This is a genomic window from Campylobacter sp. CH186 (assembly GCF_004378925.1).
In the GTDB taxonomy this organism is placed as follows: Bacteria; Campylobacterota; Campylobacteria; order Campylobacterales; family Campylobacteraceae; genus Campylobacter_D; species Campylobacter_D jejuni.
In genome coordinates this window covers 233,810-257,666 of sequence record NZ_RYYB01000001.1, presented here as the reverse complement: position 1 = coordinate 257,666, position 23,857 = coordinate 233,810, and the positions used below count along the sequence as shown (strand labels likewise).

The window sequence follows — 23,857 nt, the reverse complement described above, 5'->3', positions numbered from 1 at the left end:
AGGTTTTGATAAATTTAAAATTTTAGTTTATAATTATAGCTTTATATTACCAACTGAAGGCAAATTTTGTTTAGATTAGATAGAAGAATTTTAACTCATTTTGACTATATGCAACCCATTTTATTTTTACCCATAATTCTTATTTCATTTTTCTTAATCTTTGAAGCTAATCCTTTTTTAGCAGAAAAACAGTTTGTTTATGCCTGTGTGGGATTGTTTGCTTTTATGGTTTTTTTCTTCTTTCCCATAAGGAAATTTATTTGGATTATTCCTGTTGCTTATTGGATTAATATTTTTTTATTGCTAAGCGTAGATATTTTTGGGGTTGAAAAATTAGGTGCTAAAAGATGGCTTGAAATTCCTTTTACTCACTTTACTATACAACCTTCTGAAATTTTTAAACCTAGTTTTATTTTAATGCTTGCCTATCTTATTTATCAAAATCCTCCTCCAAAAAATGGATACAAACTTAAACAATTCATCAAACTTAGCTTTTACATCATCTTGCCTTTTTTGCTAATTGCAAAAGAACCTGATTTAGGAAGTGCTATGGTTTTACTACTTGTTGGTTTTGGAGTACTTTTTATCATGGGAGTTCATTATAAAATTTGGTTAAGTATTGTTATAGCTATAAGTGTTAGCTCTCCTATTATTTATACACATCTTTTAAAACCCTACCAAAAGCAAAGAATTCATGATTTTATTTCAGAAAAACCAAGTTATCAAGTAGCCCAATCAATGATAGCTATTGGAAATGGTGGTTTAACCGGAAAATCTCAAGATGAAGCTACGCAAACTCATTTTAAATTTTTACCTATTTCAACTAGTGATTTTATTTTCGCTTACATGATAGAAAGATTTGGATTTATTGGGGGATTGACATTAATTATATTTTATATTTTACTTATTTTTCATCTACTTAGTTTAAATTATAAACTTAAAGATGATTATTTTGCTAGAGTTGCTATTAATTGTGTTGCATTATTTATTTTTATTTATGCGGCAGTAAATATTTCAATGACTATAGGTTTTGCACCAGTAGTTGGGATCCCTTTGCCTTTTTTTAGTTATGGTGGAAGTTCTTTTACTATTTTTATGATTTTTTTTGGAATTTTACAGCATTTAATCACTTTTAGATATTTTTGGACGGATATAAAGGCTAAATAAAATATTTTTAAGCATTAATAAGATATAATTTTATCTTTTAATTCAACTTAGGCGGATTTATAGCTCAGTTGGTTAGAGCAACCGGCTCATAACCGGTTGGTCGCAGGTTCGAGTCCTGCTAAATCCACCATTCTACATATAAGCTATAGACTCTTTCTTTAAAAAATAACTTTTAGTTCTTTAAATATTTCAATCTTATATAAAAAAGTATGTGATGTGATTTTTCGAAAGATAAAGTGGTGGTTAGAGGCAGAATCGAACTGCCGACACGCAGATTTTCAGTCTGCTGCTCTACCGACTGAGCTATCCAACCACAATGTTTGATAAAGTAAAAATGTAATTGTATCTTTTTTTCTTTAATTTAAGTTTAAATACAAAAATAAAATTTTATTTCCCTTAAAGTTTTAATAAGATAGAATACCCGCTTTAGATCATTATCAAATGGAAATTTTTTGAAACAATTTGGACTAGATAGACGAACTTTTAAAATTTTACTAGCTGGTTATATTATTATTGCATTGTTTGGAGCTTTATTGCTACATTCAAGCTGGGCGCATACAACTCCTATTGATTTTTTGGATGCCTTTTTTACAAGCACATCTGCTGTTAGTATGACAGGATTAGTAGTTAAGAACACTGCGGTTGATTTTACCTTAGCAGGGCAAATTATTATCTTAGCTTTGGTGCAAATTGGCGGTTTAGGATATATGGGTATAGGTTTATTTGTTTATATACTCATACGCAAAAAAGTTGGTTTTAGTGCAAGAAATTTACTAAAAGAGTCTTTATTTTATCCATCAATGGATGGTTTATTTAAATTTTTTAAAAAGGTTTTGCTGTTCATTTTTACTATAGAATTGATAGGTGCTATACTTCTTACCATGCGTTTTGCCCTTGAAATGAATTTTAAGAAAGCTTTATGGTTTGGAATTTTTCATTCTATTAGTGCTTTTAATAATTCTGGATTTACTATATTTGAACATGGACTTATAGCTTATAAACATGATATAGCAATTAATCTTATTATCACTTCTTTGATTATTATTGGAGGGCTTGGATATTTTGTTTTGGTTGAATTATACTTTTTTCAAAGAAAAAAATTGCAAAATTTAAGCCTACATACAAAAATGGTTGTTGTTGCAAGTATTTTTCTTATTTTCTCTTCAACACTTATTATTTTTGCTTTTGAATACTCAAATCCTCAAACTATAGGACATTTTTCATTTTTTGATAAAATTTTAAGCTCATATTTTATCGCTATTAATTACCGCACAGCAGGATTTAACACCTTAGATATGGGACATTTGCATGATGCAAGCTTATTTTTTGGATCATTGTTTATGGTTATTGGTGGTGCACCAGGAGGAACAGCTGGGGGTATGAAAGTAACAACTGTAATGGTTTTATTGCTCTATGCTTATTGGAGTATCCGCGATGGAAGAGTTAGAATTTTTGGACATGAAATTCCAAGAGAAACTATATCTAAAGCTTTTATTATAGCTGTAGGTTCAGCTGTTTATATAGTAATAGCTGTTATTTTGCTTTCCTTGCTAGAGTCAAAATTTGATTTTATAGCCTTGCTTTTTGAAACTTCTTCAGCTTTTGCAACTGTAGGAATTTCAGTAGGAAATGGTGGAACTTTATCTTTATGCGCTTTGTTTAGTGATCCTAGCAAGGTGATTATCATCATTATGATGCTAAGTGGTAGGATAGGTGTTTTTGCTTTTTTACTCTCGGTATTCAAACAAGACAAAGCTATTCATTTAAAATTCCCTGAAGGAAAGGTTAATTTATAAAGGTAAAATCGTGAAAAATCTTAATTATGGAATTATAGGACTTGGAAAATTTGGCTCAGTTGTAGCAGATGAACTCATTGCTGGAGGTCATACTGTTATCGTTGCGGATAAAGATGAGGAAGCTTTAAAAAGTATACAAAATCCTCCAAGCTATGCTTATATTTTAGATTCTACAAATATTTCAGCCCTAAAAGAAGCAGGCTTTCATGATGTTGAAGTTGTTATTGTTAGCATAGGAGAAAATGTTGAAAAATCAATCCTTACTCTTATGGCGCTTAAAGATATAGGTGTTAAAAATATCATTGCTAAAGCAACCTCTAATATCCATGGTCAAATTCTTTCTAAGTTAGGTGCAACAAAGGTTATTTATCCTGAAAAAGAAAGTGCTAAAAGACTAGTAAAAGAATTTTTAACTAAAGATGCTGATTATGAAGTTTTTGATCTTTCAGCAAATACTATACGAGCTATTAAGATCAATATAGATGAAAAATTAGCAGGAAATTCTTTAAAACATGTAGCACAAAATATGAAAGTGATTTCTTATAAAAAATTAAATAGCGACTGGGAAATACTACCTGATTTAGAAACCACGACAGTTTATAGTGGAGATGTTGTAATACTCCTTGGAACAGTTAAAGAACTTAGAGAATTTGAACACTAAGCAAGATTTAAAGCCTTACAAGCCTTTACAAAACGCTTTAAGGCTGTTTTTTCTTTGGTAGAAATTTTATGATATATAACTTCATCTAAATAATATCTAACATCTTTTATATCTAAATCCCTTGTTTTGGCATAATTTTGCAGTATATAATAAGGAATTTTAATCTTTGTTTTTGGAAATTTTTTCAAAATTTGTTTATATAAAGCTTTTTTTTGCACACAAGAAAATCTAGCAAAAACAAAAGGCAATCCTGTTTTTTCATGCCATTTTGCACATAAATCGATATATTTAGAAGGATCTTTTAGATAAAGCTTTAAAGCCTTATCACCTATAATTACTTTTCCATCTTGTTTTAATACTTTAGCTAAAGCATTTGAAGTTGCTGAACTTGGATCTTTGGCATTTGATGTATTTTTTTCTACTAATACACTTAAAACTCTTTTATTAGCACAAATACCCAAATCTAAATTTTTATATTTTTTTCTAGTGCTTTCTATGCTTGAAATGATAGCTGCATCAATTCTTCTATAAAATAAATCTTTATTTAGCTTACTTGGAACTCCTTTTTTATACTCCATACTTGCTTTATAACCATTGGGTAAGGGATATTTTTTAAGATATATATGCAAAGGTAAAAGATTAATATAATCAATTTTTCCAAAAATCATCTCTTTTAAAGAGTGTTAAACACTCTATCTCCTGCATCTCCAAGCCCTGGGATAATATAACCTTTTTCATTTAAACCTTCATCAATACAAGCCACAAAAACTTCTACATCATCATGCATTTGGCTAAATTTTTTCAAACCTTGTGGAGCAGCAAGTATGGATATAAATTTTATTTTTTTAACTCCTTGGCTTTTTAAAAAATTACAAGCCTCTATAGCAGTCCCACCTGTAGCAAACATAGGATCTATAACAATAGCAGTGCGTTTTTTTGCATCTTTGGAAAGTTTTTGAAAATAAAAATCCGCCTTTAAAGTCTCTTCATTTCTCACAAATCCCAAAAATCCAACACTTGCATCAGGAATCATCTTAAAAACGCTTTCAAGCATTCCTAGTGCAGCTCTTAAAATAGGACAAATCATAATCTTTTCATCAAGTTTTTTTACTGTGACTTTTTGTATAGGTGTTGAAATTTCAATTTCTTTTAAAGAAAAATCTTTACTCGCTTCAAAAAGCAAAAAAGATGAAATTTCATCGATTAACATACGAAATTGAAAGGGCTTTGTCTCTTTAGCCCTTAAAATTCCTAATTTATGTTCGATCAATGGATGATTGATACAATGAATATTTTTCATTTTAAGCTTTCAAAATAAGCTTTCTCATCAAAATTTTTCACCTTAGCCACACCATCTTTTACCGCAGCTGCTACTACAGCTGTACTAACTGCAGCTTTTACTCTTTCATCAAAAGGTTTTGGTATAACATAATCTCTTCCAAATTCTAAAGTGCTTAAATTATAAGCTTTTTTAACCGCATCACTTACAGGAAGTTTTGCAAGATCTGCTAATGCTTTAGCAGCAGCTACTTTCATATTTTCAGTGATTTTACTTGCACGCACATCTAAAGCCCCGCGAAAAATAAAAGGAAAACCTAAAACATTATTGATTTGATTTGGATAATCACTTCTTCCTGTTCCTACAATCGCATCTTTTCTAAGTCTAGCCACATCTTCAGGCATCACTTCAGGAATAGGATTTGCCAAAGCAAAAATTACAGGATCTTTTGCCATACTTAAAACCATTTCATCATCAAGAATTTTTGGCGCACTAAGTCCTAGGAAAACATCAGCTCCTTTTAAAACTTCTTTTAAAGTCTTTTCCTTAGAATCAACAGCAAATTCAAGCTTTTGAGGAGTTAAATCATTTCTATCCTTAGAAACAACACCTTTGCTATCTACTAAAATAATATTTTCGACCCCTAAATTTCTATACATCTTAGCACTTGCTATACCTGCGGCACCTGCGCCACTTACAACCACCTTAATGTCTTTAAATTTTTTACCGCTTATCTCCATAGCATTCATAAGTCCCGCAGTTGAAATAATAGCCGTTCCATGCTGATCATCATGCATTACAGGAATTCCTAAATCTTGCAAAGCCGCTTCAATTTCAAAACATTTTGGAGCAGCTATATCTTCTAAATTTATCCCACCCACAGTCGGAGCCAAAGCCTTGCAAAAATTTACAATCTCTTCTATACTATGAACATTAATTTCTATATCATAAGCATTTACATTTGCAAATTTTTTAAACAAACAAGCCTTACCTTCCATAACAGGTTTTGAAGCCTGTGCTCCTATGTCTCCAAGTCCTAAAACAGCAGAACCATCGCTAACTATAGCCACCAAATTAGCCTTATTTGTATAAGTATAAGCAAGCTCATTATCTTTAGCGATTTCAAGGCAAGGTTCTGCAACTCCTGGGCTATACGCCAAAGATAGATCATAACTTGTAGTCATCGGCTTACTTGGTACAATATCAATTTTCCCACCTAAATGGTATTTTAAAGCTTCTTCTTTTAAATTCATTTTATTTTCCTCTAACTTTTAAAAAATTTTCTATTCTTTTTTTACACTCATCAAGCCCTAAAAATTCTAATACTTCAAAAATACTAGGACTTACCGCACTCCCTGTTAAAGCTATGCGTATAGGCTGAGCCAAATCTTTTAACTTTGCTTCTTTTTTTTCTAAAAAATCATTTGTAAAATCTTCAAAATCTTTACCTGTTTTTTGATCTTTAAGTGTATTAGCAAATGCTTGGAGCAATTCTAAATTATTTTCGTTAATAAATTTTTGCACTGCATTTTCATCATAATTTTGCGGTGCATTAACTATGCTTTTTGCACTATTGATAATATCATGCAAGGTTTTTGCACGCTCTCTTAATAAATCAAGTAAAAATCCTGCCTTTTCATAAACAGATAAATCAAAGCCAAGATCTTTAAGCTGACGGTTAATCTCTTCAAAAGGCAAAGTTTTAATATAATGAGCATTCAACCATTCAAGCTTTTTAGCATTATAACAAGATGCGCTTTTATTGATATGATAAGGATCAAAAAGTTTTTCCAAATCTTCTAGTGAAAAAACCTCATCATCACCGTGACTCCAACCTAAACGCACAAGAAAATTAAGCAAAGCTTGAGGTAAAATTCCCATTTCTTTGTATTCCATAACATCAGTTGCCCCATGTCTTTTTGAAAGCTTTTTACCATCTTCTCCATGTATCATAGCCACATGAAAAAATTTAGGAATTTTAAAACCCAATGCCTCATAAAGCACAATTTGTTTAGGAGTATTTGAAAGATGATCATCCCCACGAATCACATCACTCACCCCCATTAAAGCATCATCAATAACAACAGTAAAATTATAAGTTGGAGTTCCATCACTTCTTGCAATGATAAAATCATCCATTATATCCTCTGCTTTAAATTTTACCTCGCCTTTAATCCCATCTTCAAAAACAATCTCGCCGCTTTGAGGCGCTTTAATACGCACAACAGGTTCTATACCCTGAGGTGGCGTACCTTTAAATTCTCTATATCTTCCATCATATCTTGGGCGCTCTTTGGCGGCTTCTTGCTTGGCGCGCAATTCTTCTAATTCTTCTTTACTCATATAACAATAATACGCCTTGTCTTCATCTAAAAGCTTTTTGACATATTCTTTATAAAGATCAAAACGCTCTGATTGGTAAGTTACTTCTCCATCATGTTCTAAACCGCACCATTTAAAAGCTTCGATAATTGCTTTAGTAGCTTCTTTGGAATTTCTTTTTAAATCCGTATCTTCAATACGAAGTAAAAAATTTCCACCATTTTTTCTAGCGTATAAATAATTATAAAGAGCTGTTCTAAGTCCACCTATGTGCAAATACCCTGTTGGGCTTGGAGCAAAACGCGTTGTAAGTTTTTCGTGCATTTTTTGCCTTTTCTTAAATTTTTATTGATATAATGCGATATTTATACTTAAATAAAGGTTTGAAATGAAAAAAATTTTATTAAGTTTTGCATTTTTTGCAAGTTTAGCTAGCGCAAATACCATTAATGCTATAGCTGTAGTTGTAGACAAAGAGCCTATCACAACTTATGATATAGATCAAACTATGAAAGCACTTAAAATTGATAGAAATAAAGCTTTAGGCGTACTCATCAATGAAAAAATGGAAATTTCACAAATGAAACAACTAGGTATTGTAGTCAATGATCTAGAGCTTGATGATGCTATAAATAAAATGCTTGCTCAAAACAAAACCACTTTAAATGCTTTCAAAGCAAATTTAAAATCCAAAAATCAAAGCTATGAACAATTTCATGCAAATTTTAAAAAAGATTTAGAAAAAAGAAAACTTTATGAAAAAATCGCAAGTATGGCAAAAACTGATTTTAGTGATGATGGAGCAAAAAAATTTTTCGAACAAAATAAAGATAAATTCACTTTTTATACACAAATTAATGTAAATATTTATGTATTAAATAATCCTCAAACTTTAGAAAATATCAAAAATACAAAAAAAACAATCCTTAAACCACAAAATGCATCTTTAAACACAAGCAATGCCGATCCAAGACTTTTAGGGCTTTTATCGCAAATTCCTGTTGGAGGCTTTTCCCCTGTTTTAAATGGAAAAAATGGCTATGAGCTTTATGAAGTTAAAAGCAAAGATGGAGCACAAACTCCTGAATATGAGCAAGTTAAAAATGAAGTTTTAAACGCTTATGTAAGCGAACAAAGACAAAATTTTATACAAGATTATTTTGATAAACTCCGCTCTAAAATCAATATAGAATATTTAAGATAAAAATTACAATTAAAATTTCCCTTTAATAGGGAAGTTTTAATGTCTTGCAAGATAATTTGTATCGTAGTTATTGTTAATAAAATCAGGATTTTCCATCATAGAAAGATGAAAATCTTTGGTTGTTTTTATCCCACTTATAAGCAACTCATCTAAAGCTACTTTCATTTTTGCAATAGCTTTATTGCGATCTTCTGCCCAAACTACAAGTTTGCCTATCATAGAATCATAATAAGGAGGCACGCTGTAATCTTGATAACAATGACTTTCCATTCTTACATTGCGTCCTGCTGGTGGAATGTATTTAGTAATCTTACCTGGACTTGGCAAGAAAGTTTTAGAATCTTCAGCTGTAATTCTACATTCTATAGAATGCCCATTAAGCTTAATACTTTCTTGAGATGGTAAGGCATAACCTTCTGCTACCTTAATCATTTGTTCTATGATATCAATCCCACTTACCATTTCACTTACACAGTGTTCAACTTGCAAACGTGTATTCATTTCTATAAAATAAAAGTCTAAATTTTTATCAACTAAAAACTCAAAAGTTCCCGCACCTTCATATCCTATAGCTTTGGCTGCCTTAATAGCAGTTTCATGAAGCCTAGTGCGTGTTTTTTCATCAAGCAAAATCGCGGGAGATTCTTCGATAAGTTTTTGATGGCGTCTTTGCATGGAACAATCTCTTTCACCCACATGAATCACATTACCAAAACTATCTCCTATAACCTGCACTTCTATATGGCGCGGATTTTGAATATATTTTTCCATATACATAGTTCCATCGCCAAATGCTGTCATAGCCTCGCTTTCAGCCGACCAATACGCTTTCTCAAGATCTTTTTCATTTTCAACCACACGCATACCACGACCACCACCACCTGCAGCTGCTTTTAAAATCACAGGATAGCCTATTTCTTTAGCAAGTTTTTTAGCTGCTTCAGCTCCTGCTAAAGCCCCATCACTTCCTGGGATTACAGGCACGCCTGCTCTTTGCATTACTTGTTTAGCTTTTGATTTATCACTCATTAAATTCATAGCCTCTACAGAAGGACCTATGAATTTAATGTTATGTTTAGCACAAATTTCAACAAAATTTTGATTTTCACTTAAAAATCCATATCCTGGAAAAATCGCATCTGCTTCAGCAATTTCAGCTGCTGTGATAATAGCTGGGATATTTAAATAACTTTCAGAACTTCTTGCTTTTCCTATACAAATGCTTGCATCAGCGTATTTTAAATATAAAGCATCTTTATCTGCTTCAGAATACACACAAATTGCTTTTTTACCCATTTCTTTAATCGTTCTTAAAGCGCGTAGTGCTATTTCTCCACGATTAGCAATTAATATGCTTTTAATTTCCATTTTATAATTTCTCCACCGCAAATAAAGGCATTCCAAATTCTACAGGCTGACCATCAGCAACTAAAATTTCAGCAATCCTGCAATCAAATTCCGCTTCAATTTCATTCATGATTTTCATCGCTTCGATAATAGCTATAGTATCGCCTTTTTTAACCGTGCTACCCACTTTTACAAAAGGTGCTGCACCTGGGCTTGGAGCTTGATAGAAAGTTCCCACCATAGGGCTGTTTATACTTGGCTTGTTTGATTTTGCATTTTGGCTAGGTTGAGCTTCATTTACAACACTTACATTGATAGGTTGTGGAGCTGGAACTGGAGGACAAACAGGAGCTGGAACATCGCAACACATATCTCTTTCAAGTTCTATTTCAAAACCATCTTGTTCTTTGATCTTAATTTTACTAATATTTGCTTCAGCAAAAAGATTTACTAACTCTTTAATTTCTTCTTTTGTCATAAAATTCTCCTAAAATTTAAGAACTTAATCTTGTATTATATAAAAAAACTTAAAATTTAACTTTAAAAAAGAAAAAAATCATAAAAAATATAGATTTTTTAGGTTATAATCCTTATAAAAAATTACAAATATTAAAAGGTTAAAAATGGGCTTAAAAGCAGATAACTGGATAAGAAAAATGGCATTAGAATACAAGATGATCGAGCCATTTTGCGAAGCAAATATAGGAAAAGGTGTAATAAGCTATGGACTTTCAAGTTATGGCTACGATATACGCGTAGGGCGTGAGTTTAAAATTTTTACCAATGTTAATTCAACCGTAGTAGATCCAAAAAATTTCGTAGAAGAAAATGTAGTAGATTTTGAAGGCGATGTATGTATAGTTCCTGCAAATTCTTTTGCCCTAGCTAGAACTATAGAGTATTTTAAAATGCCTAATGATGTCTTAGCTATTTGTCTTGGCAAAAGCACTTATGCAAGATGTGGCATCATCGTCAATGTTACCCCTTTTGAACCAGGTTTTGAAGGACATATCACTATAGAAATTTCAAACACTACACCTTTACCTGCAAAAATTTATGCTAATGAAGGCATAGCACAAGTGTTGTTTTTACAAGGCGATGAAAAATGCGACACCACTTATAAAGACAAAAAAGGCAAGTATCAAGCCCAAACTGGCATAACCTTGCCAAGAATTTTAAAATAGGAACACTTGTTGCTTTAATTTTAAAAAAACTTAAGCAAAGGAAGGCAAAATGTTTAACGGAAAAAATATCTTAATCACAGGCGGAACAGGCTCTTTTGGAAAAACCTATACTAAGGTTTTGCTAGAAAACTATAAACCTAATAAAATCATCATTTATTCTCGTGATGAGCTCAAACAATTTGAAATGGCAAGCGTTTTTAATGCTCCTTGTATGCGTTATTTTATAGGAGATGTAAGAGATAAAGAGCGTTTAAGTGCTGCTATGCGTGATGTGGATTTTGTTATACATGCTGCCGCGATGAAGCATGTGCCTATTGCTGAATATAACCCTATGGAATGTATAAAAACCAATATCCACGGTGCGCAAAATGTTATCGATGCTTGTTTTGAAAATGGGGTTAAAAAATGTATCGCTCTTAGCACAGATAAGGCTTGCAATCCTGTAAATTTATACGGTGCAACCAAACTTGCAAGCGACAAGCTTTTTGTCGCTGCAAACAATATAGCAGGTAACAAACAAACACGCTTTGGTGTTACAAGATATGGCAATGTTGTAGGCTCAAGAGGATCAGTGGTGCCTTTTTTTAAAAAACTCATCAGTGAAGGAGCTAAAGAACTTCCTATCACTGATACAAGAATGACTCGTTTTTGGATCAGCCTTGAAGATGGAGTAAAATTTGTGCTGAGTAATTTTGAAAGAATGCATGGAGGAGAAATTTTCATCCCTAAAATTCCTTCTATGAAAATCACCGATCTAGCCCATGCTTTAGCTCCTAATTTAAGCCATAAAATCATAGGTATAAGAGCAGGAGAAAAACTACATGAAATCATGATTTCAAGCGATGATAGTCATTTAACCTATGAATTTGAAAACTACTATGCTATAAGCCCGAGTATTAAATTTGTAGATAAAGATAATGACTTTAGTATCAATGCCCTAGGTGAAAAAGGACAAAAAGTAAAAGATGGTTTTTCTTATAGCTCGGATAATAATCCTTTATGGGCAAGTGAAAAAGAACTTTTAGAAATCATCAATCACACCGAAGGTTTTTAAAATGCTTACTTATTCTCATCAAAACATCGATCAAAGTGATATAGATACACTTATAAAAGCTTTAAAAGATGAAATTTTAACAGGGGGTAAAAAGGTAGATGAATTTGAAGAAGCCCTTTGTGAATATGTGGATGTAAAATACGCTTGTGTGTTAAACTCAGCCACTTCAGCCCTTCATCTTGCCTACACAGCACTAGGTGTCCAAGAAAAAATCGTTTTAACCACTCCTTTAACCTTCGCTGCTACAGCTAATGCGGCCTTAATGGCTGGGGCCAAGGTAGAGTTTATCGACATTAAAAACGATGGCAATATTGATGAAAAAAAACTAGAAGCAAGACTTTTAAAAGATAGTGAAAATATAGGAGTTATTAGCGTAGTGGATTTTGCGGGCAATAGCGTTGAAATGGATGAAATTTCAAACCTTGCTAAAAAATATAATATTCCTTTAATCGATGATGCAAGCCATGCTTTAGGCGCTTTGTATAAAAGTGAAAAAGTAGGGAAAAAAGCCGATCTTTCTATCTTTTCTTTTCACCCTGTTAAGCCTATTACCACTTTTGAAGGCGGGGCTGTGGTGAGTGATAATGAAGAGCTTATCGCTAAAATCAAGCTTTTAAGAAGTCACGGCATAATTAAAAAAAGACTTTGGGATAGCGATATGGTAGAACTTGGCTATAATTACCGCTTAAGTGATGTTGCTTGTGCTTTAGGGATAAATCAGCTTAAAAAACTCGATCACAATCTTGGAAAAAGAGAAGAAATCGCAAGTTTTTATGATAAGGAATTTGAAAAAAATCCTTATTTTTCCACGATAAAAATCAAAGATTATAAAAAAAGTTCAAGACATTTGTATCCTATTTTGCTTTTTCCTGAATTTTATTGTCAAAAAGAAGAGCTTTTTGAAAGCTTACTTCATGCAGGAATTGGCGTACAGGTACATTATAAACCAACTTATGAGTTTAGTTTTTATAAAAAACTCTTAGGAGAAATAAAACTCCAAAATGCGGATAATTTTTACAAAGCCGAGCTTAGCATACCTTGTCATCAAGAAATGAATCTAAAAGATGCAAAATTTATAAAAGATACTTTATTTAGCATTCTTGAAAAAGTTAAAAAGGGATATTGTGGATAAGCTAGACTTTAGAGGTCAAGATTTTAGCCAAACCGGAAAGGCTATGTATGAACTAGCTTGTGAACTTTTTCCTATCGCTAGGAGTATCACAGGGCAAGGTTTTAGAGATAGCTTAGAAATTTTAAATAAAACTCTGGGGGGGGTATACTCAAATTTCACTCTATAAAAAGTGGTACAAAGGTTTTTGACTGGATAGTCCCTGATGAATGGAATGTTAAAGAAGCCTATATCATCACTCCAGAGGGAGAAAAAATTTGTGATTTTAAAAAGCATAATTTACACCTTCTAAACTATAGCGAAGCCATCGATCAAGAAATCGAACTAGAAGAGCTTCAAGATCATCTTTACTCCATAGAAGAAATACCTGATGCCATTCCTTACGTAACGAGTTACTATAAAAGGCGTTGGGGATTTTGTCTCACACACAATGAAAGAAAAAAACTTAAAAAAGGCAAATACAAAGTCTATATCGATGCGAAACATGATGAAAATGGGGTTTTAGATTATGCTGATTTTATCCTACCAAGTACGCAAAATTCAAAAGATGAAATTTTAATTTCAACCTATCTTTGCCACCCTTCCATGGCAAATAATGAGCTTAGCGGGCCTGTGGTAGCTATTTTTCTAGCAAAATGGCTTTTGAGTTTAAAAGAAAGAAGATATAATTACCGCTTTGTCATCATCCCTGAAACCATAGGCTCTATAGTCTATCTTAACAAACATTTAGAGCATTTAAAAAAACATGTTAAAGCAGGCTTTGTGCTTTCTTGCTTAGGCGATGATCATGCTTACTCACTCATACATACACCTAAAGAAAACACTCTAAGCGATAAAGTTGCCCTGCATACGCTTAAAAATAAAGAAAATTTCAAAGCTTTTAGTTTTTTAGATCGTGGAAGTGATGAAAGACAATACAATGCTCCGCTTGTAAATCTTGGCATAGTAGGAGTATGTCGCACAAGATACCTAGAATACGAACAATACCACACTAGTAAAGATGATCTCAATTTTATTTCCAAAAAAGGTTTAATGGGAGGACTTCAAAGCATACAAGAAATGATTTTAAATCTAGAAATCAACGCCGTATATGAAAACACCATAATATGTGAACCCAATCTTGGCAAAAGAGGGCTATACCATACCCTTAGCACTGCTAATGACATTCCTTTAGCTTGTAATTTTCTAGCTTACTGTGATGGAAAAAATGATATCATCGATATAGCCAATATCTTAAATATGCAAGCTTATGAATTTAAAGAACTTTTGGAAAAAATCTTAGAATATAAACTTTTAAGCATAACTCATTAAATTTTTAGCATGATTATCTTTAATATCCTTAACAATTATGTCATATGCCCTAGATAAATCAATTTTTTTAATGCAAAGATTTTCAAATTTTTTAAGTTCCATCACATTTTCTTTTATAAAAAGATCTTCCAAACCATTAACATCCGTTAAAACTCCATCTTTGCGAACAAACATATCATAAGTTTTTAATTGCGTAAATCCCTTTTCATCTGTATATAAAGCCTCAAAACTTTTGTTAAAGCGATAATCCGCTTTTAAACATTCTTCCACATAATGCACAAAGGTAAAAGAATCTTGCAAAGGCAAATTTACAATAATCATTTTTGTATTATTTTTATACATAAAAGCAAAGGGAGAATTATTATCAAAAGCTCCTTTATTCTCAAGTGCAACAAGTTCTTTTTGAAATTTTCCAGCAACCGCAAAAGAATAAATAGGATGTTTTGTTCTTCTAAAATCATCTCTTTTAAGAGCTATATTACCTAAAGCTCCAGTTTGTGATTTAGAATTTAAAATATCATATGCCAAACCTTTACAAAAATCCCAATTAAAAGTATGAATAGCTAATGTATCTACATTATCTTTCATACAATCTAATAAAAAATTTAATTTTTTTCTATTATCTCCATCTATATTTTGTAAAAATTGCATTAAATTCCCTGTAAATAAAATAAAATCATCTTTATTTAACTCTAAGAAATTTATAAATCGTATTATCTTTTCCATGTTAAAACCTAAATAAAATATTTTATAATTAATGAAAAATTTTATGATACAATATATTAATTTTCGATATTCTTAAGAAAGTGCCATACAATGAAAAAACAATTTTATGAAATTTTAGAAAATATCCTTGAAACCAAAGTAGATGAAAATACAAATTTAAGCATGGAAAATTGCAAGAACTGGACTTCTTTAGCTCATATTGATATCATCATGAGTTTAGAAGAAGAATTTGAAATCAAATTTAACAAAGAAGATTTAAGTCTCTTAAAATCTCAAAACGCTTTACTAGAAAAAATTCAAACCCTAAAGGCCAAAAAATGAAAGAAAATATTGAAAAATTATTTCAAGCCATTGCTCAAAAAAATCCTATCCATTCTAAATATCTTAAAAAAATTGAATTTTCACAAGAAGACGAAGAAGAATTTGATAAATTAATTTCTTATTATATTCAAGATGGTATCAACATAGAAGAACAATGCGATTGTTATTTATTGATCCTTAACGATACTTTAGAAGAAACAAAATTTTTCATAGAAAACGGGACTTATCGCTATTCTAACTTTGATGAAGTTAAGGATAAAGTTTATTTTAATGAAAGCTATATGAAACAATACATGATAGGCTTAGCTCTTTCTTCTTTTGTTTGGATAGCTCATATTAAAGTGAGAAAGTATTTTTCACAATATTTAAAAAATTTCACTCCAAAAACAACTTATTTTGAAATAGGCCCTGGCCATGGAGAATATTTTGCAAGAGCAGTTAAAAGTGGTAAATTTTCCGCCTTTTATGGACTTGATATCTCTCCAACGAGTTGCGAACTTGCTCAAAAGATGGTAAAACAACAAATAGGAGAACTGATTACAAAATGCGATTTTTTATGTCAAGATTTTTTTACTTATGATTTTGATAAAAAAGCTGATTTGATAGTGATTGGAGAAGTACTAGAACATGTAGAAAAGCCTCTTGAATTTCTTAAAAGATCCAAAGAACTTCTTAGTGATGGGGGAGAAATTTTTGCAACTATTCCTATCAATGCTCCTGCTATTGATCATATTTATTTATTTTCCCATCCTGATGAAGTTAAAGATTTGATAGAAAAATCAGGCTTAAAGCTTAAGACTTATGAATGTTTTATGGCAAATGATTATAGTTTAGAAAAAGCATTGAAATTTAAAAATGCTATCACTATGGCAGTAGTTTTAAATGCTTGATAAAACACTCAATTTACCCCTTCATCATATAGGTGTGGCTTGTAAAAATTTAGAAAAAGAAAGGGAATGTTTTTTTAAACTAGGTTTTTACAAAGAAGCAGAATTTATAGATGAAAAACAAGGAGTAAGAGGCGAATTTATCATTCCTTGCAATGAAGCATTTCCACAGTATAGATTTGAACTTTTGCAAAATTTAAACGATAAAGGCCCACTAGATAGCTATTTGAAAAATAATACCAAAATGTATCATTTAGCCTATGAAAGTAAAAATATCGCCCAAGATTTAATTCTTTTGGAACAACAAGAAGGCATTTGTATTGTTCCTATTATGCAAGCAAGCTATTTTGCTAAACTTTGTTTTATCATGATGCCAAATAGGCTTTTAATCGAACTTGTGGAGCTAAAATGAATCTTTTCTCGCCTCATTTAAAACGCAATGAGCTTATAAAATTTGCCAAAGAATTAGACTTTAGTAAAAGTCAAGATCTTCTTATCAATATCCATAGAAATCATGCTTTTGAAGGAGTGCAAAGTATCATTGCTCCTTTTTTACATTTTGCCAATTTAAGAGCTGAGTTTAATTTCAGCTCTTATGATGATAGCTTGAGTTTTGATAATTTTAAAGAAGCTAATTTAGAACTTTTATGGCTGGATTTAACCCGCTATAAAAATAATGTGCAAAATTTTCTAGAAGAAAAACTTCTAGAATTAAGAAAAATTTCACAAAACCCTATTTTAGTCCTTAGTTTAGGAGAATTTAAAACAGATAAAAAAATTTTAAATTGCGAAATTTTCAACATAGAAAAACTCATAAAAGAGTATTTTGATGAAGAAGATATTTTAGACCTAGCTAAAGAAGAACTTACAGGCTCTAAGCTTAATAATAAAGCCTTGATTTTCTTAGCACAAATTTTAGGACTCAGTCTCATTCCTGCACTCATAAAACCTGCTCTTAAAGCTCTTGTGCTTGATCTTGATAATACCTTGTATCAAGGAATTTTAGGTGAAGAGGGTATAGATAATCTTAATTTAAGTCCTTTGCACAAAACCTTACAAGAAAAAATTAAAACTTTTAAAAAACAAGGCTTTTTACTTGCCCTAGCTTCAAAAAATGAAGAAAAAGACGCAAAAAAACTTTTTGAAACAAGGAAAGATTTCATCTTACAATGGGATGATTTTGATGCTAGAATGATCAATTGGGAGCCAAAAAGTGAAAATATCTTAAAAATTGCTAAAAAATTTAATATAAATACTAACGCTATGCTTTTTATAGATGATAATATCGCCGAGCTTGAAAATACCAAATTTACAGGTGTTAAAACACTTTTATGTGATGAAAATATACTTTATAAAATCAAGCTTTTTCCTAATCTTTTAAAACTTTCAAATACCAAAGAAGATCAAATTCGTGCCAAAGATATAGCAGCCAATGCTTTAAGAGAAGAGCTTAAAAGCTTAAGTGATGAAGAATATTTTCAAAATCTTGAAATCAGCTTAAATTTTAGCAAAAATGATCTACAAAATATCCCTCGCATTAGCGAACTTTTAGGCAAAACCAATCAATTTATCGCTAATTACACACGCTTAAATCAAGAAAAAGTCGCACAATATATGCAAAAAGAACTCATTGTAAGTGTGAGCATGAGTGATAAATTAAGCGATAGTGGGATTATCGCTATTTTTGTTTTTTCTTGCAAAGAAGGAAATTTATTTATCGATGATCTTTGTATTTCTTGTAGGGCTTTAGGTAGAAAACTTGAAACTAGAATGTTTTTTAAAGCCTTTGAACTAGCTTTAAAATTCTTCAATCTTAAAAACAATAATGCAAGGCTTTATTATCAAAAAGGCGAAAGAAATATGCCATTTTTAAGCTTTTTAGAACAAATTTCTAAAGAAATTGAAAAAAACTCAGCCCTTGTTTCATTTCAAAATTTAAATTTTAAAGGACTTATAATCCATGAAAACTAGATTTGATAAAGCCAAAATTTCAGGCATTTGCGTAAGCGTACCTGAACATAAAATTTGCATTGATGATGAGTTAGAAAGCGTTTTTTCAAATGATATTAAAACCCTTAAAAGAATGAAAAAAGTCATAGGTTTAAACACGCGTTATATTTGCGATGAAAACACTTGCGTAAGCGATCTTGGAAAACACGCAGCCAATACACTTTTACAAGGTTTAAATATAGATAAAAATAGCCTTGATGCACTCATCGTAGTAACTCAAAGTCCTGATTTTTTCATGCCTTCTACGGCTTGTTATTTACACCAACTTTTAAATTTAAGCTCTAAAACCATAGCTTTTGATTTAGGACAAGCTTGTGCAGGGTATTTATACGGCTTATTTGTCGCTCATTCTTTAATACAAAGTGGCTTAGGTAAAATTTTACTCATTTGTGGGGATACTTTAAGCAAATTCATCCATCCTAAAAATATGAATTTAGCCCCTATTTTTGGCGATGGAGTAAGCGCAACTTTGATTGAAAAAACGGATTTTAATGAAGCCTTTTTTGAACTTGGAAGTGATGGGAGACATTTTGATAAACTCATCATTCCAAAAGGTGCGATGAGAATACCTAAAGCAGATATTTTTAACAATGATTCGCTCATGCAAACTGAGGAGTTTAGACAATTAGAAAATCTTTACATGGACGGAGCAAATATTTTTAATATGGCTTTAGAATGCGAACCTAAAAGCTTTAAAGAAATTTTAGAATTTTCCAAGGTAGAAGAAAAAGACATTGCTTTTCATCTTTTTCATCAATCTAATGCGTATTTGGTTGATTGTATTAAAGAAGAGTTAAAACTTAATAATGATAAAGTTCCTAATTTCATCATGGAAAAATACGCTAATCTAAGCGCTTGTTCACTACCTGCCCTACTTTGCGAGTTAGATACTCCAAAAGAATTTAAAGCAAGCTTAAGTGCTTTTGGCGCAGGGCTTAGTTGGGGAAGTGCGGTGCTAAATTTCAAGGATTTATACACAAAAGATATTTTAATTTACACAAAGGAGAAATAATGACAAAAACTGAATTTTTAGAAGAGCTTAAAGAAGCCATGCATAGAGATGAAGAGTTAAATGAAGATATGCTACTTGATAATATAGATGAGTGGGATAGTTTGGCTTTTGTATCTGTAATGGTTCTTTATAAAAATCTTTTTGCTTTAAAAATCACAGCCGAAGATTTGAAAAATTGTCAAAAAGTGAGTGATTTAATCGATTTAGCAAAGCTTGATTAAAACCTTTAAGGTTTTAATCTTTTATCTCTAATTCAAATTTATCTCCCACATCTTTAAAAGTAAATACTTTATTTCCACAAGGATAAGAGATGGAATTTTCTTGTATTAAAGATTTTCTTCCTTGTAGTTTTTCAAGCATTAAAGGAAGTTCTTTTCTAAATAAGGCTTTATCAGGTATACCACAACCATGATCTAAATTTTTAATAAATTTTCCATCAATTTTATTTTCATCTATCAAATTTAAGCTTACATCATATCCTAAAATTTTTAATATTTGCATGGTTTGTTCTTTAAAATTTGCTGGAGTTAGAGGATCTTCTTTGCTATGATAACTCACATAAATGATATTTTTATTTTTTTGACTTTGTAAAATCAAATGATCTTTATTTAACAATGTTCTAATAAAATAATTTTCATTATTAAAAAAATAAGGTGAATTTTCTTTACGTGTCCAGTGGGTCTTTAGAAAACATTCTATTAGAGTATTTGGATCATTAAATACATAATCACAACCGCCTTCCATTTCTCTTCCTAAAATATAAATCAAAGGAGGTAAGGCGGATCCTGAATTATCAATCACACCATCCACATACCAAGGAGCTATTTTTGCTATGAGTAAAGATAGGTATCCTCCATAAGACCCCCCCCCATAAATTTTTGGTAAATCTGCAAATTTTGGAAAGCGTTTAACTAAATCTTTTAAAGCATTAATATGATCAATAGCTGCCATAATACCAAAATTTTGATAATCTCCATTAGGTGGGATAAAAGTTGAAGTAAATTTCGCTTGATAATTTTGTACTAGTTTTCCTTGTAATTTTAAAGTAGTAATATTCTGATTAAGTAATTCATAACATTGTTGTGCATTCTCAAGATTGACATTGATATTAACACCTATTTCCAATAAAGCCTGAGATAAATTTGGCAAATCTTCTATTGTAAATATTGTAAAAGCACTATATTTCTCAACATCCGAACGCCTTTGACAAAAACAATGATAAAAAACATTTACTGTCACTACATCAAAATTTTTAGCAATATAATTTCTATAAGAATCTAAAAAATATATATTTGCATTAGCTCCATAACCTCTTATGATAAAAACTATAGCTTTGATATCTTTTTCATCATCATAACTGATGCGATATTCAAGCTTACTGGTTCTTTTAATGCCTAATTCTACATCATCACAAGAATCGATTTCAAAGGTTTGGTTTATAAGCATATAAAGGCCTTTTTTATTAATTTATCGATATTATATTACAAAAAACTAAAAAGGCAAATCATGGCAACTCATATCTACGATTTTTTAGAAAAAAGTTTAATCAAATTTAGCGAAAAAACTGCTTTTGTAGAACCTTTTGCTAAGCAAAGAAAAGAAATCACTTATAAAGACTTTAATCTTTTTTCTAAAAAACTAGCCAGTGAAATTTTAAAAACTTTAGGAAATGATAATCCTACTCAAGCTCCTGTTTTAATCATCTTGCCTAAAGGGATTGATTGTTTGATTTCATTTTTTGGAGTGGCATTAAGTGGAAATTTTTATACCCTTTTAGATGAGAAAAGTCCTAAAGAAAGAGTAGAAAAAGTTATAGAGGTTTTAAAACCTAAACTTTTTATCACTTCAAAGGATTTAAATTTTAACTTAGATTTGCCTACACTTTATACACAAGACTTTGAAAGTTTTAATATAGATGAGAGTGCAATAAAAAATGCAAAAGAAAAACACATAGATACTAATTTACTCTATGTGCTTTTTACAAGTGGGAGTACAGGCATTCCTAAAGGAGTAAGCATAGCACATAAGAGTGTGATTGATTATACTTTTTGGGTATGTGAGACTTTTAAATTTGACGAGAATGAAATTTTAGCCAATCAAGCGCCATTTTATTTTGACAATAGTGTTTTAGATATTTTTTCAAGTGTAAAATCAGGAGCAACTTTACACCTTTTACCTAATCATCTTTTTGCCTTCCCAAATAAAATTTTAGAATGCCTTGAAAAAGAAAAAGTAAGCGCTATATTTTGGGTACCTTCGGTGCTGATTTATTTTGCAAATACTGAAGCTTTGAATAATTTTAGTTTAAATACCTTAAAAAAGATACTTTTTTGCGGTGAAATCATGCCTAATAAACAGCTAAATATTTGGCGTAAACACTTACCCAATGCTTTATTTGCTAACCTTTATGGTCCAACAGAAATCACTGATGTGTGTTCTTTTTATATCATAAATCGCACTTTTAAAGATGAAGAACTTCTACCTATAGGTAAAGCATGTAAAAACACAGAACTTTTAGTTTTTGATGAAAATATGAATTTCATAAGCCCTAAACAAATAGGTGTTAAAGGAGAGCTTTTCGTGCGTGGAACTTCTTTGTCTTTAGGGTATTATAATGACAAAGAAAAAACCAAACAAGCTTTTATTCAAAATCCTTTGCATGATAATTATTTAGATCTTTTGTACAAAACAGGAGATATCGTTTCTTATAATGAATTTGAAGAGCTTTTATGTTATGGTAGAGCGGATAATCAGATCAAATATATGGGACATAGAATAGAACTTGGAGAAATAGAAAGCGTGATAAATTCTCATGCAAGTGTAAAAAATAGTGCTTGTATTTTTAAAGAAGATATTATTTGTTTTTATGAAAGCAAAGATGAGATTAATTTTAAAGCTTTTTTAAAAGATAAATTACCTTCCTATATGATCCCAAAAAATTTTATTAAAATTGACAAATTTAAACTCAATCAAAATGGTAAAGTTGATAGGAAAGCCTTACATGAACTCATTTGAAAAAGCTTTTTATGAAGGGTTTAAATTAAGCAATTGTTATGATAATTTTAATCTAATTCAAGAGCAAATTTTAAAACAAGAACTCATCTTAGAAAAACATGAAAATAATAATTTTTTCTTTTTTAATCGCATAGATGGTTTATTGTATTATTTTATCAATGATTTGCAAGATTATGATTTAAAAGCATGTTATATAAAAATCTTAAGCAAAGCCCCTAAGGATGCTTTACATGATGAATTTTTAAAACTTAATCATTTTAAAAAAATACTCAATCACAAACAAATGGTGCTTAACAAAGAGATAAAACCGAGTAAATTTTGCTTTATCTCCAAAGCCTTACATGAAGATAGCAAAGAACTTTATAGCTTTTTTAGAAAATATTTTGATCCATATTTGTTTTATTTTTCACAAAAAAATCTTGAAGAAAAAATACCCAATATACTTGTTTATAAAGAAAATAAAAAAATTCACGCTGCTTTGATCTACACTCAAACTCTCAATGCTAATTTTTTAGATTTTATAGCTGTAGATAGAAATTTAAAGCATAAAAATGTGGCTTTTGCTTTACTAAATCATTATTTTGCAGCCAATACTCAAAATAAATTCTTTAAACTTTTTGTAGAAGAAAAAAATCAAAAAGCCATTAATTTTTATAAAAGGGCGGGTTTTTGCTTTAATCATATTAATTTAAAATTTTATAGGAATTTCTAATGACTTACTCACACATTTATATCATAGGTACAGGAAAAGTCGTCAAAGAATGTCAAAAAATAGCTAGTGATTTTTTTAATCAAGAAGTGATTTTTTTAAAAAATTTAAAAAATTTAGATGATTTTTGTAAAAATCTTAAAAACTGCCTTATTATTAGTGCAAATAATTCTTATATTTTCAAAAAAGAATGTGTGCAAAATAATACCATTATAAATTATCATAATGCTTTATTGCCTTTTCATAAAGGATGTAATGCAAGAATTTGGAGCATATGGGAAAATGATAAAAAAACAGGCATTACTTGGCACATAGTTGAAGAAAGTATCGATACGGGTGCGATTTTAACTCAAAAAGAAATAAAGCTTGATGATAATTTTACCGCCTTAAGTCTTTTAGATGCCCAACACAAACTTGCTATAGCTTCATTTAAAGAAGCTTTAAAGAATTTAGAAAATAAGATCTTTAAAATTCAAACTTTAGGGGGGGGGTATCACAAAAAATTGGCTTTGCCAAATGAGGGTTATTTAGATCTTACTTGGGATAAAGAAAAAATTTCTCGCTTTTTAAGAGCTATGGACTGTGGCGCTTTAAGCGGAGTGCCTAAGGCTAAATTGAAAATCTTAGGAGAGGAAAAAGAAATTTTGTTTTATGAGATCAATGAACTTGATTTAATTTTAAATTTAAGCGATAATACCATTTTAAAAATCACAAAGGAATAAA

General features: G+C 30.6%; 24 protein-coding genes, 2 tRNA genes and 1 pseudogene. 18 read left to right on the top strand and 9 right to left on the bottom strand.

All coding sequences use genetic code 11. The annotated features are described in order from the left end of the window. The first annotated feature begins 66 nt into the window (after positions 1–66). Complete coding sequence (locus tag ELQ09_RS01280; RefSeq protein ID WP_002853654.1) at positions 67–1,167, top strand: FtsW/RodA/SpoVE family cell cycle protein; 1,101 nt, start codon at positions 67–69, stop codon at positions 1,165–1,167. 53 nt (positions 1,168–1,220) lie between these two features. Further along, positions 1,221–1,297 (top strand) — tRNA-Ile (locus ELQ09_RS01275). A gap of 107 nt (positions 1,298–1,404) precedes the next feature. Here ELQ09_RS01275 and ELQ09_RS01270 read toward each other — a convergent pair. Then, positions 1,405–1,480, bottom strand: a tRNA-Phe gene (locus ELQ09_RS01270). A gap of 139 nt (positions 1,481–1,619) precedes the next feature. Between ELQ09_RS01270 and ELQ09_RS01265 the strand changes: the two genes are divergently transcribed. Both ELQ09_RS01265 and ELQ09_RS01260 read left to right on the top strand, forming a co-directional pair. Continuing rightward, the gene (locus tag ELQ09_RS01265) at positions 1,620–2,963 is read left to right on the top strand and encodes a TrkH family potassium uptake protein (protein WP_002876757.1); all 1,344 of its coding nucleotides are present in this window, start codon (positions 1,620–1,622) and stop codon (positions 2,961–2,963) included. A 10-nt stretch (positions 2,964–2,973) separates the two neighbouring features. After that, a complete protein-coding gene (locus tag ELQ09_RS01260; protein WP_002853664.1) occupies positions 2,974–3,624 on the top strand; it encodes a TrkA family potassium uptake protein in 651 nt (216 codons plus the stop codon). On the opposite strand, the gene ELQ09_RS01255 is transcribed toward ELQ09_RS01260, so the two are convergent. From ELQ09_RS01255 to gltX, 4 genes are read right to left on the bottom strand one after another with little or no spacing between them, the layout of a single operon-like run. Then, on the bottom strand, positions 3,621–4,292 hold the full coding sequence (locus tag ELQ09_RS01255) for a menaquinone biosynthetic enzyme MqnA/MqnD family protein (RefSeq protein WP_134263718.1): 672 nt from the start codon (positions 4,290–4,292) through the stop codon (positions 3,621–3,623). The genes ELQ09_RS01260 and ELQ09_RS01255 overlap by 4 nt on opposite strands. A gap of 5 nt (positions 4,293–4,297) precedes the next feature. Further along, complete coding sequence (upp, locus tag ELQ09_RS01250) at positions 4,298–4,924, bottom strand: uracil phosphoribosyltransferase (RefSeq protein ID WP_070248759.1); 627 nt, start codon at positions 4,922–4,924, stop codon at positions 4,298–4,300. After that, a complete protein-coding gene (locus ELQ09_RS01245; RefSeq protein ID WP_134263717.1) occupies positions 4,921–6,156 on the bottom strand; it encodes a malic enzyme-like NAD(P)-binding protein in 1,236 nt (411 codons plus the stop codon). The genes upp and ELQ09_RS01245 overlap by 4 nt, the downstream gene beginning before the upstream one ends. A gap of 1 nt (position 6,157) precedes the next feature. Continuing rightward, positions 6,158–7,549 carry a glutamate--tRNA ligase gene (gene gltX / locus ELQ09_RS01240; RefSeq protein WP_134263716.1) on the bottom strand — a complete coding sequence of 464 codons (1,392 nt, stop codon included), beginning with the start codon at positions 7,547–7,549 and terminating at the stop codon, positions 6,158–6,160. Positions 7,550–7,613: 64 nt separating this feature from the next. Here gltX and salC point away from each other — a divergent pair, with 64 nt between their 5' ends. Continuing rightward, positions 7,614–8,429 carry a peptidylprolyl isomerase SalC gene (gene salC, locus ELQ09_RS01235; protein WP_070248755.1) on the top strand — a complete coding sequence of 272 codons (816 nt, stop codon included), beginning with the start codon at positions 7,614–7,616 and terminating at the stop codon, positions 8,427–8,429. A gap of 36 nt (positions 8,430–8,465) precedes the next feature. Here salC and ELQ09_RS01230 read toward each other — a convergent pair whose 3' ends face one another. Both ELQ09_RS01230 and accB read right to left on the bottom strand, forming a co-directional pair. Continuing rightward, entirely contained in the window at positions 8,466–9,797 is a 1,332-nt protein-coding gene (locus tag ELQ09_RS01230) for an acetyl-CoA carboxylase biotin carboxylase subunit (protein ID WP_002854112.1), read from the bottom strand. Between the two features lies 1 nt (position 9,798). Further along, positions 9,799–10,254 (bottom strand): acetyl-CoA carboxylase biotin carboxyl carrier protein, encoded by a 456-nt coding sequence (gene accB, locus ELQ09_RS01225; protein ID WP_002861982.1) that lies wholly within the window; start codon positions 10,252–10,254, stop codon positions 9,799–9,801. A 145-nt stretch (positions 10,255–10,399) separates the two neighbouring features. On the opposite strand from accB, the gene dcd reads away from it, so the two are divergent. From dcd to ELQ09_RS01205, 4 genes and pseudogenes are all read left to right on the top strand, one after another. After that, positions 10,400–10,960 carry a dCTP deaminase gene (gene dcd, locus ELQ09_RS01220; RefSeq protein ID WP_134263715.1) on the top strand — a complete coding sequence of 187 codons (561 nt, stop codon included), beginning with the start codon at positions 10,400–10,402 and terminating at the stop codon, positions 10,958–10,960. 49 nt (positions 10,961–11,009) lie between these two features. Continuing rightward, positions 11,010–12,014 (top strand): UDP-N-acetylglucosamine 4,6-dehydratase (inverting), encoded by a 1,005-nt coding sequence (gene pseB, locus ELQ09_RS01215; RefSeq protein WP_038816875.1) that lies wholly within the window; start codon positions 11,010–11,012, stop codon positions 12,012–12,014. 1 nt (position 12,015) lies between these two features. Then, entirely contained in the window at positions 12,016–13,146 is a 1,131-nt protein-coding gene (gene pseC / locus ELQ09_RS01210) for a UDP-4-amino-4,6-dideoxy-N-acetyl-beta-L-altrosamine transaminase (RefSeq protein WP_134224567.1), read from the top strand. Next, positions 13,139–14,454, top strand: a pseudogene (locus ELQ09_RS01205) (DUF4910 domain-containing protein). Before pseC ends, ELQ09_RS01205 begins: the two are co-directional and overlap by 8 nt. Here the strand turns inward: ELQ09_RS01205 and ELQ09_RS01200 are convergent. Further along, on the bottom strand, positions 14,437–15,180 hold the full coding sequence (locus ELQ09_RS01200) for an AAC(3) family N-acetyltransferase (protein ID WP_134263714.1): 744 nt from the start codon (positions 15,178–15,180) through the stop codon (positions 14,437–14,439). The pseudogene ELQ09_RS01205 and the gene ELQ09_RS01200 sit on opposite strands and share 18 nt — an antisense overlap. A gap of 90 nt (positions 15,181–15,270) precedes the next feature. Between ELQ09_RS01200 and ELQ09_RS01195 the strand changes: the two genes are divergently transcribed. The 6 genes from ELQ09_RS01195 to ELQ09_RS01170 are packed head-to-tail and all read left to right on the top strand — an operon-like array spanning position 15,271 to position 19,631. Then, a complete protein-coding gene (locus ELQ09_RS01195; RefSeq protein WP_070316980.1) occupies positions 15,271–15,501 on the top strand; it encodes an acyl carrier protein in 231 nt (76 codons plus the stop codon). Further along, entirely contained in the window at positions 15,498–16,391 is an 894-nt protein-coding gene (locus ELQ09_RS01190) for a class I SAM-dependent methyltransferase (RefSeq protein WP_070316979.1), read from the top strand. Before ELQ09_RS01195 ends, ELQ09_RS01190 begins: the two co-directional genes overlap by 4 nt. After that, entirely contained in the window at positions 16,384–16,800 is a 417-nt protein-coding gene (locus tag ELQ09_RS01185; RefSeq protein WP_044780600.1) for a VOC family protein, read from the top strand. Before ELQ09_RS01190 ends, ELQ09_RS01185 begins: the two co-directional genes overlap by 8 nt. After that, positions 16,797–18,359, top strand: coding sequence for an HAD family hydrolase (locus tag ELQ09_RS01180; RefSeq protein ID WP_070316978.1), 1,563 nt, complete (start codon positions 16,797–16,799; stop codon positions 18,357–18,359). Before ELQ09_RS01185 ends, ELQ09_RS01180 begins: the two co-directional genes overlap by 4 nt. Next, positions 18,349–19,410: a beta-ketoacyl-ACP synthase III gene (locus tag ELQ09_RS01175; protein WP_070276744.1), complete on the top strand. Its 1,062-nt coding sequence runs from the start codon at positions 18,349–18,351 to the stop codon at positions 19,408–19,410. Before ELQ09_RS01180 ends, ELQ09_RS01175 begins: the two co-directional genes overlap by 11 nt. After that, complete coding sequence (locus ELQ09_RS01170) at positions 19,410–19,631, top strand: acyl carrier protein (RefSeq protein ID WP_070276746.1); 222 nt, start codon at positions 19,410–19,412, stop codon at positions 19,629–19,631. The genes ELQ09_RS01175 and ELQ09_RS01170 overlap by 1 nt, the downstream gene beginning before the upstream one ends. Positions 19,632–19,644: 13 nt before the next feature. Here the strand turns inward: ELQ09_RS01170 and ELQ09_RS01165 are convergent, their stop codons facing one another. Continuing rightward, the gene (locus tag ELQ09_RS01165) at positions 19,645–20,856 is read right to left on the bottom strand and encodes a DUF2920 family protein (RefSeq protein WP_134263713.1); all 1,212 of its coding nucleotides are present in this window, start codon (positions 20,854–20,856) and stop codon (positions 19,645–19,647) included. 60 nt (positions 20,857–20,916) lie between these two features. Here ELQ09_RS01165 and ELQ09_RS01160 point away from each other — a divergent pair, with 60 nt between their 5' ends. Genes ELQ09_RS01160 through ELQ09_RS01150 form a run of 3 tightly spaced genes read left to right on the top strand, consistent with a single transcriptional unit; the run spans position 20,917 to position 23,856 of the window. After that, positions 20,917–22,425: an AMP-binding protein gene (locus tag ELQ09_RS01160; RefSeq protein ID WP_134224978.1), complete on the top strand. Its 1,509-nt coding sequence runs from the start codon at positions 20,917–20,919 to the stop codon at positions 22,423–22,425. Beyond that, entirely contained in the window at positions 22,412–23,137 is a 726-nt protein-coding gene (locus ELQ09_RS01155; RefSeq protein WP_070248726.1) for a GNAT family N-acetyltransferase, read from the top strand. The genes ELQ09_RS01160 and ELQ09_RS01155 overlap by 14 nt, the downstream gene beginning before the upstream one ends. Further along, entirely contained in the window at positions 23,137–23,856 is a 720-nt protein-coding gene (locus ELQ09_RS01150; RefSeq protein WP_134263712.1) for a formyltransferase family protein, read from the top strand. Before ELQ09_RS01155 ends, ELQ09_RS01150 begins: the two co-directional genes overlap by 1 nt. The last annotated feature ends 1 nt before the right edge of the window (position 23,857 follow it).

Coding starts and splice junctions, on each gene's coding strand:
- ELQ09_RS01255 (WP_134263718.1), bottom strand. CDS start 4,292: ATGATTTTTGGAAAAATTGATTATATTAATCTTTTACCTTTGCATATA.
- upp (WP_070248759.1), bottom strand. CDS start 4,924: ATGAAAAATATTCATTGTATCAATCATCCATTGATCGAACATAAATTA.
- ELQ09_RS01245 (WP_134263717.1), bottom strand. CDS start 6,156: ATGAATTTAAAAGAAGAAGCTTTAAAATACCATTTAGGTGGGAAAATT.
- gltX (WP_134263716.1), bottom strand. CDS start 7,549: ATGCACGAAAAACTTACAACGCGTTTTGCTCCAAGCCCAACAGGGTAT.
- salC (WP_070248755.1), top strand. CDS start 7,614: ATGAAAAAAATTTTATTAAGTTTTGCATTTTTTGCAAGTTTAGCTAGC.
- ELQ09_RS01230 (WP_002854112.1), bottom strand. CDS start 9,797: ATGGAAATTAAAAGCATATTAATTGCTAATCGTGGAGAAATAGCACTA.
- accB (WP_002861982.1), bottom strand. CDS start 10,254: ATGACAAAAGAAGAAATTAAAGAGTTAGTAAATCTTTTTGCTGAAGCA.
- dcd (WP_134263715.1), top strand. CDS start 10,400: ATGGGCTTAAAAGCAGATAACTGGATAAGAAAAATGGCATTAGAATAC.
- pseB (WP_038816875.1), top strand. CDS start 11,010: ATGTTTAACGGAAAAAATATCTTAATCACAGGCGGAACAGGCTCTTTT.
- pseC (WP_134224567.1), top strand. CDS start 12,016: ATGCTTACTTATTCTCATCAAAACATCGATCAAAGTGATATAGATACA.
- ELQ09_RS01200 (WP_134263714.1), bottom strand. CDS start 15,180: ATGGAAAAGATAATACGATTTATAAATTTCTTAGAGTTAAATAAAGAT.
- ELQ09_RS01195 (WP_070316980.1), top strand. CDS start 15,271: ATGAAAAAACAATTTTATGAAATTTTAGAAAATATCCTTGAAACCAAA.
- ELQ09_RS01190 (WP_070316979.1), top strand. CDS start 15,498: ATGAAAGAAAATATTGAAAAATTATTTCAAGCCATTGCTCAAAAAAAT.
- ELQ09_RS01185 (WP_044780600.1), top strand. CDS start 16,384: ATGCTTGATAAAACACTCAATTTACCCCTTCATCATATAGGTGTGGCT.
- ELQ09_RS01180 (WP_070316978.1), top strand. CDS start 16,797: ATGAATCTTTTCTCGCCTCATTTAAAACGCAATGAGCTTATAAAATTT.
- ELQ09_RS01175 (WP_070276744.1), top strand. CDS start 18,349: ATGAAAACTAGATTTGATAAAGCCAAAATTTCAGGCATTTGCGTAAGC.
- ELQ09_RS01170 (WP_070276746.1), top strand. CDS start 19,410: ATGACAAAAACTGAATTTTTAGAAGAGCTTAAAGAAGCCATGCATAGA.
- ELQ09_RS01165 (WP_134263713.1), bottom strand. CDS start 20,856: ATGCTTATAAACCAAACCTTTGAAATCGATTCTTGTGATGATGTAGAA.
- ELQ09_RS01160 (WP_134224978.1), top strand. CDS start 20,917: ATGGCAACTCATATCTACGATTTTTTAGAAAAAAGTTTAATCAAATTT.
- ELQ09_RS01155 (WP_070248726.1), top strand. CDS start 22,412: ATGAACTCATTTGAAAAAGCTTTTTATGAAGGGTTTAAATTAAGCAAT.
- ELQ09_RS01150 (WP_134263712.1), top strand. CDS start 23,137: ATGACTTACTCACACATTTATATCATAGGTACAGGAAAAGTCGTCAAA.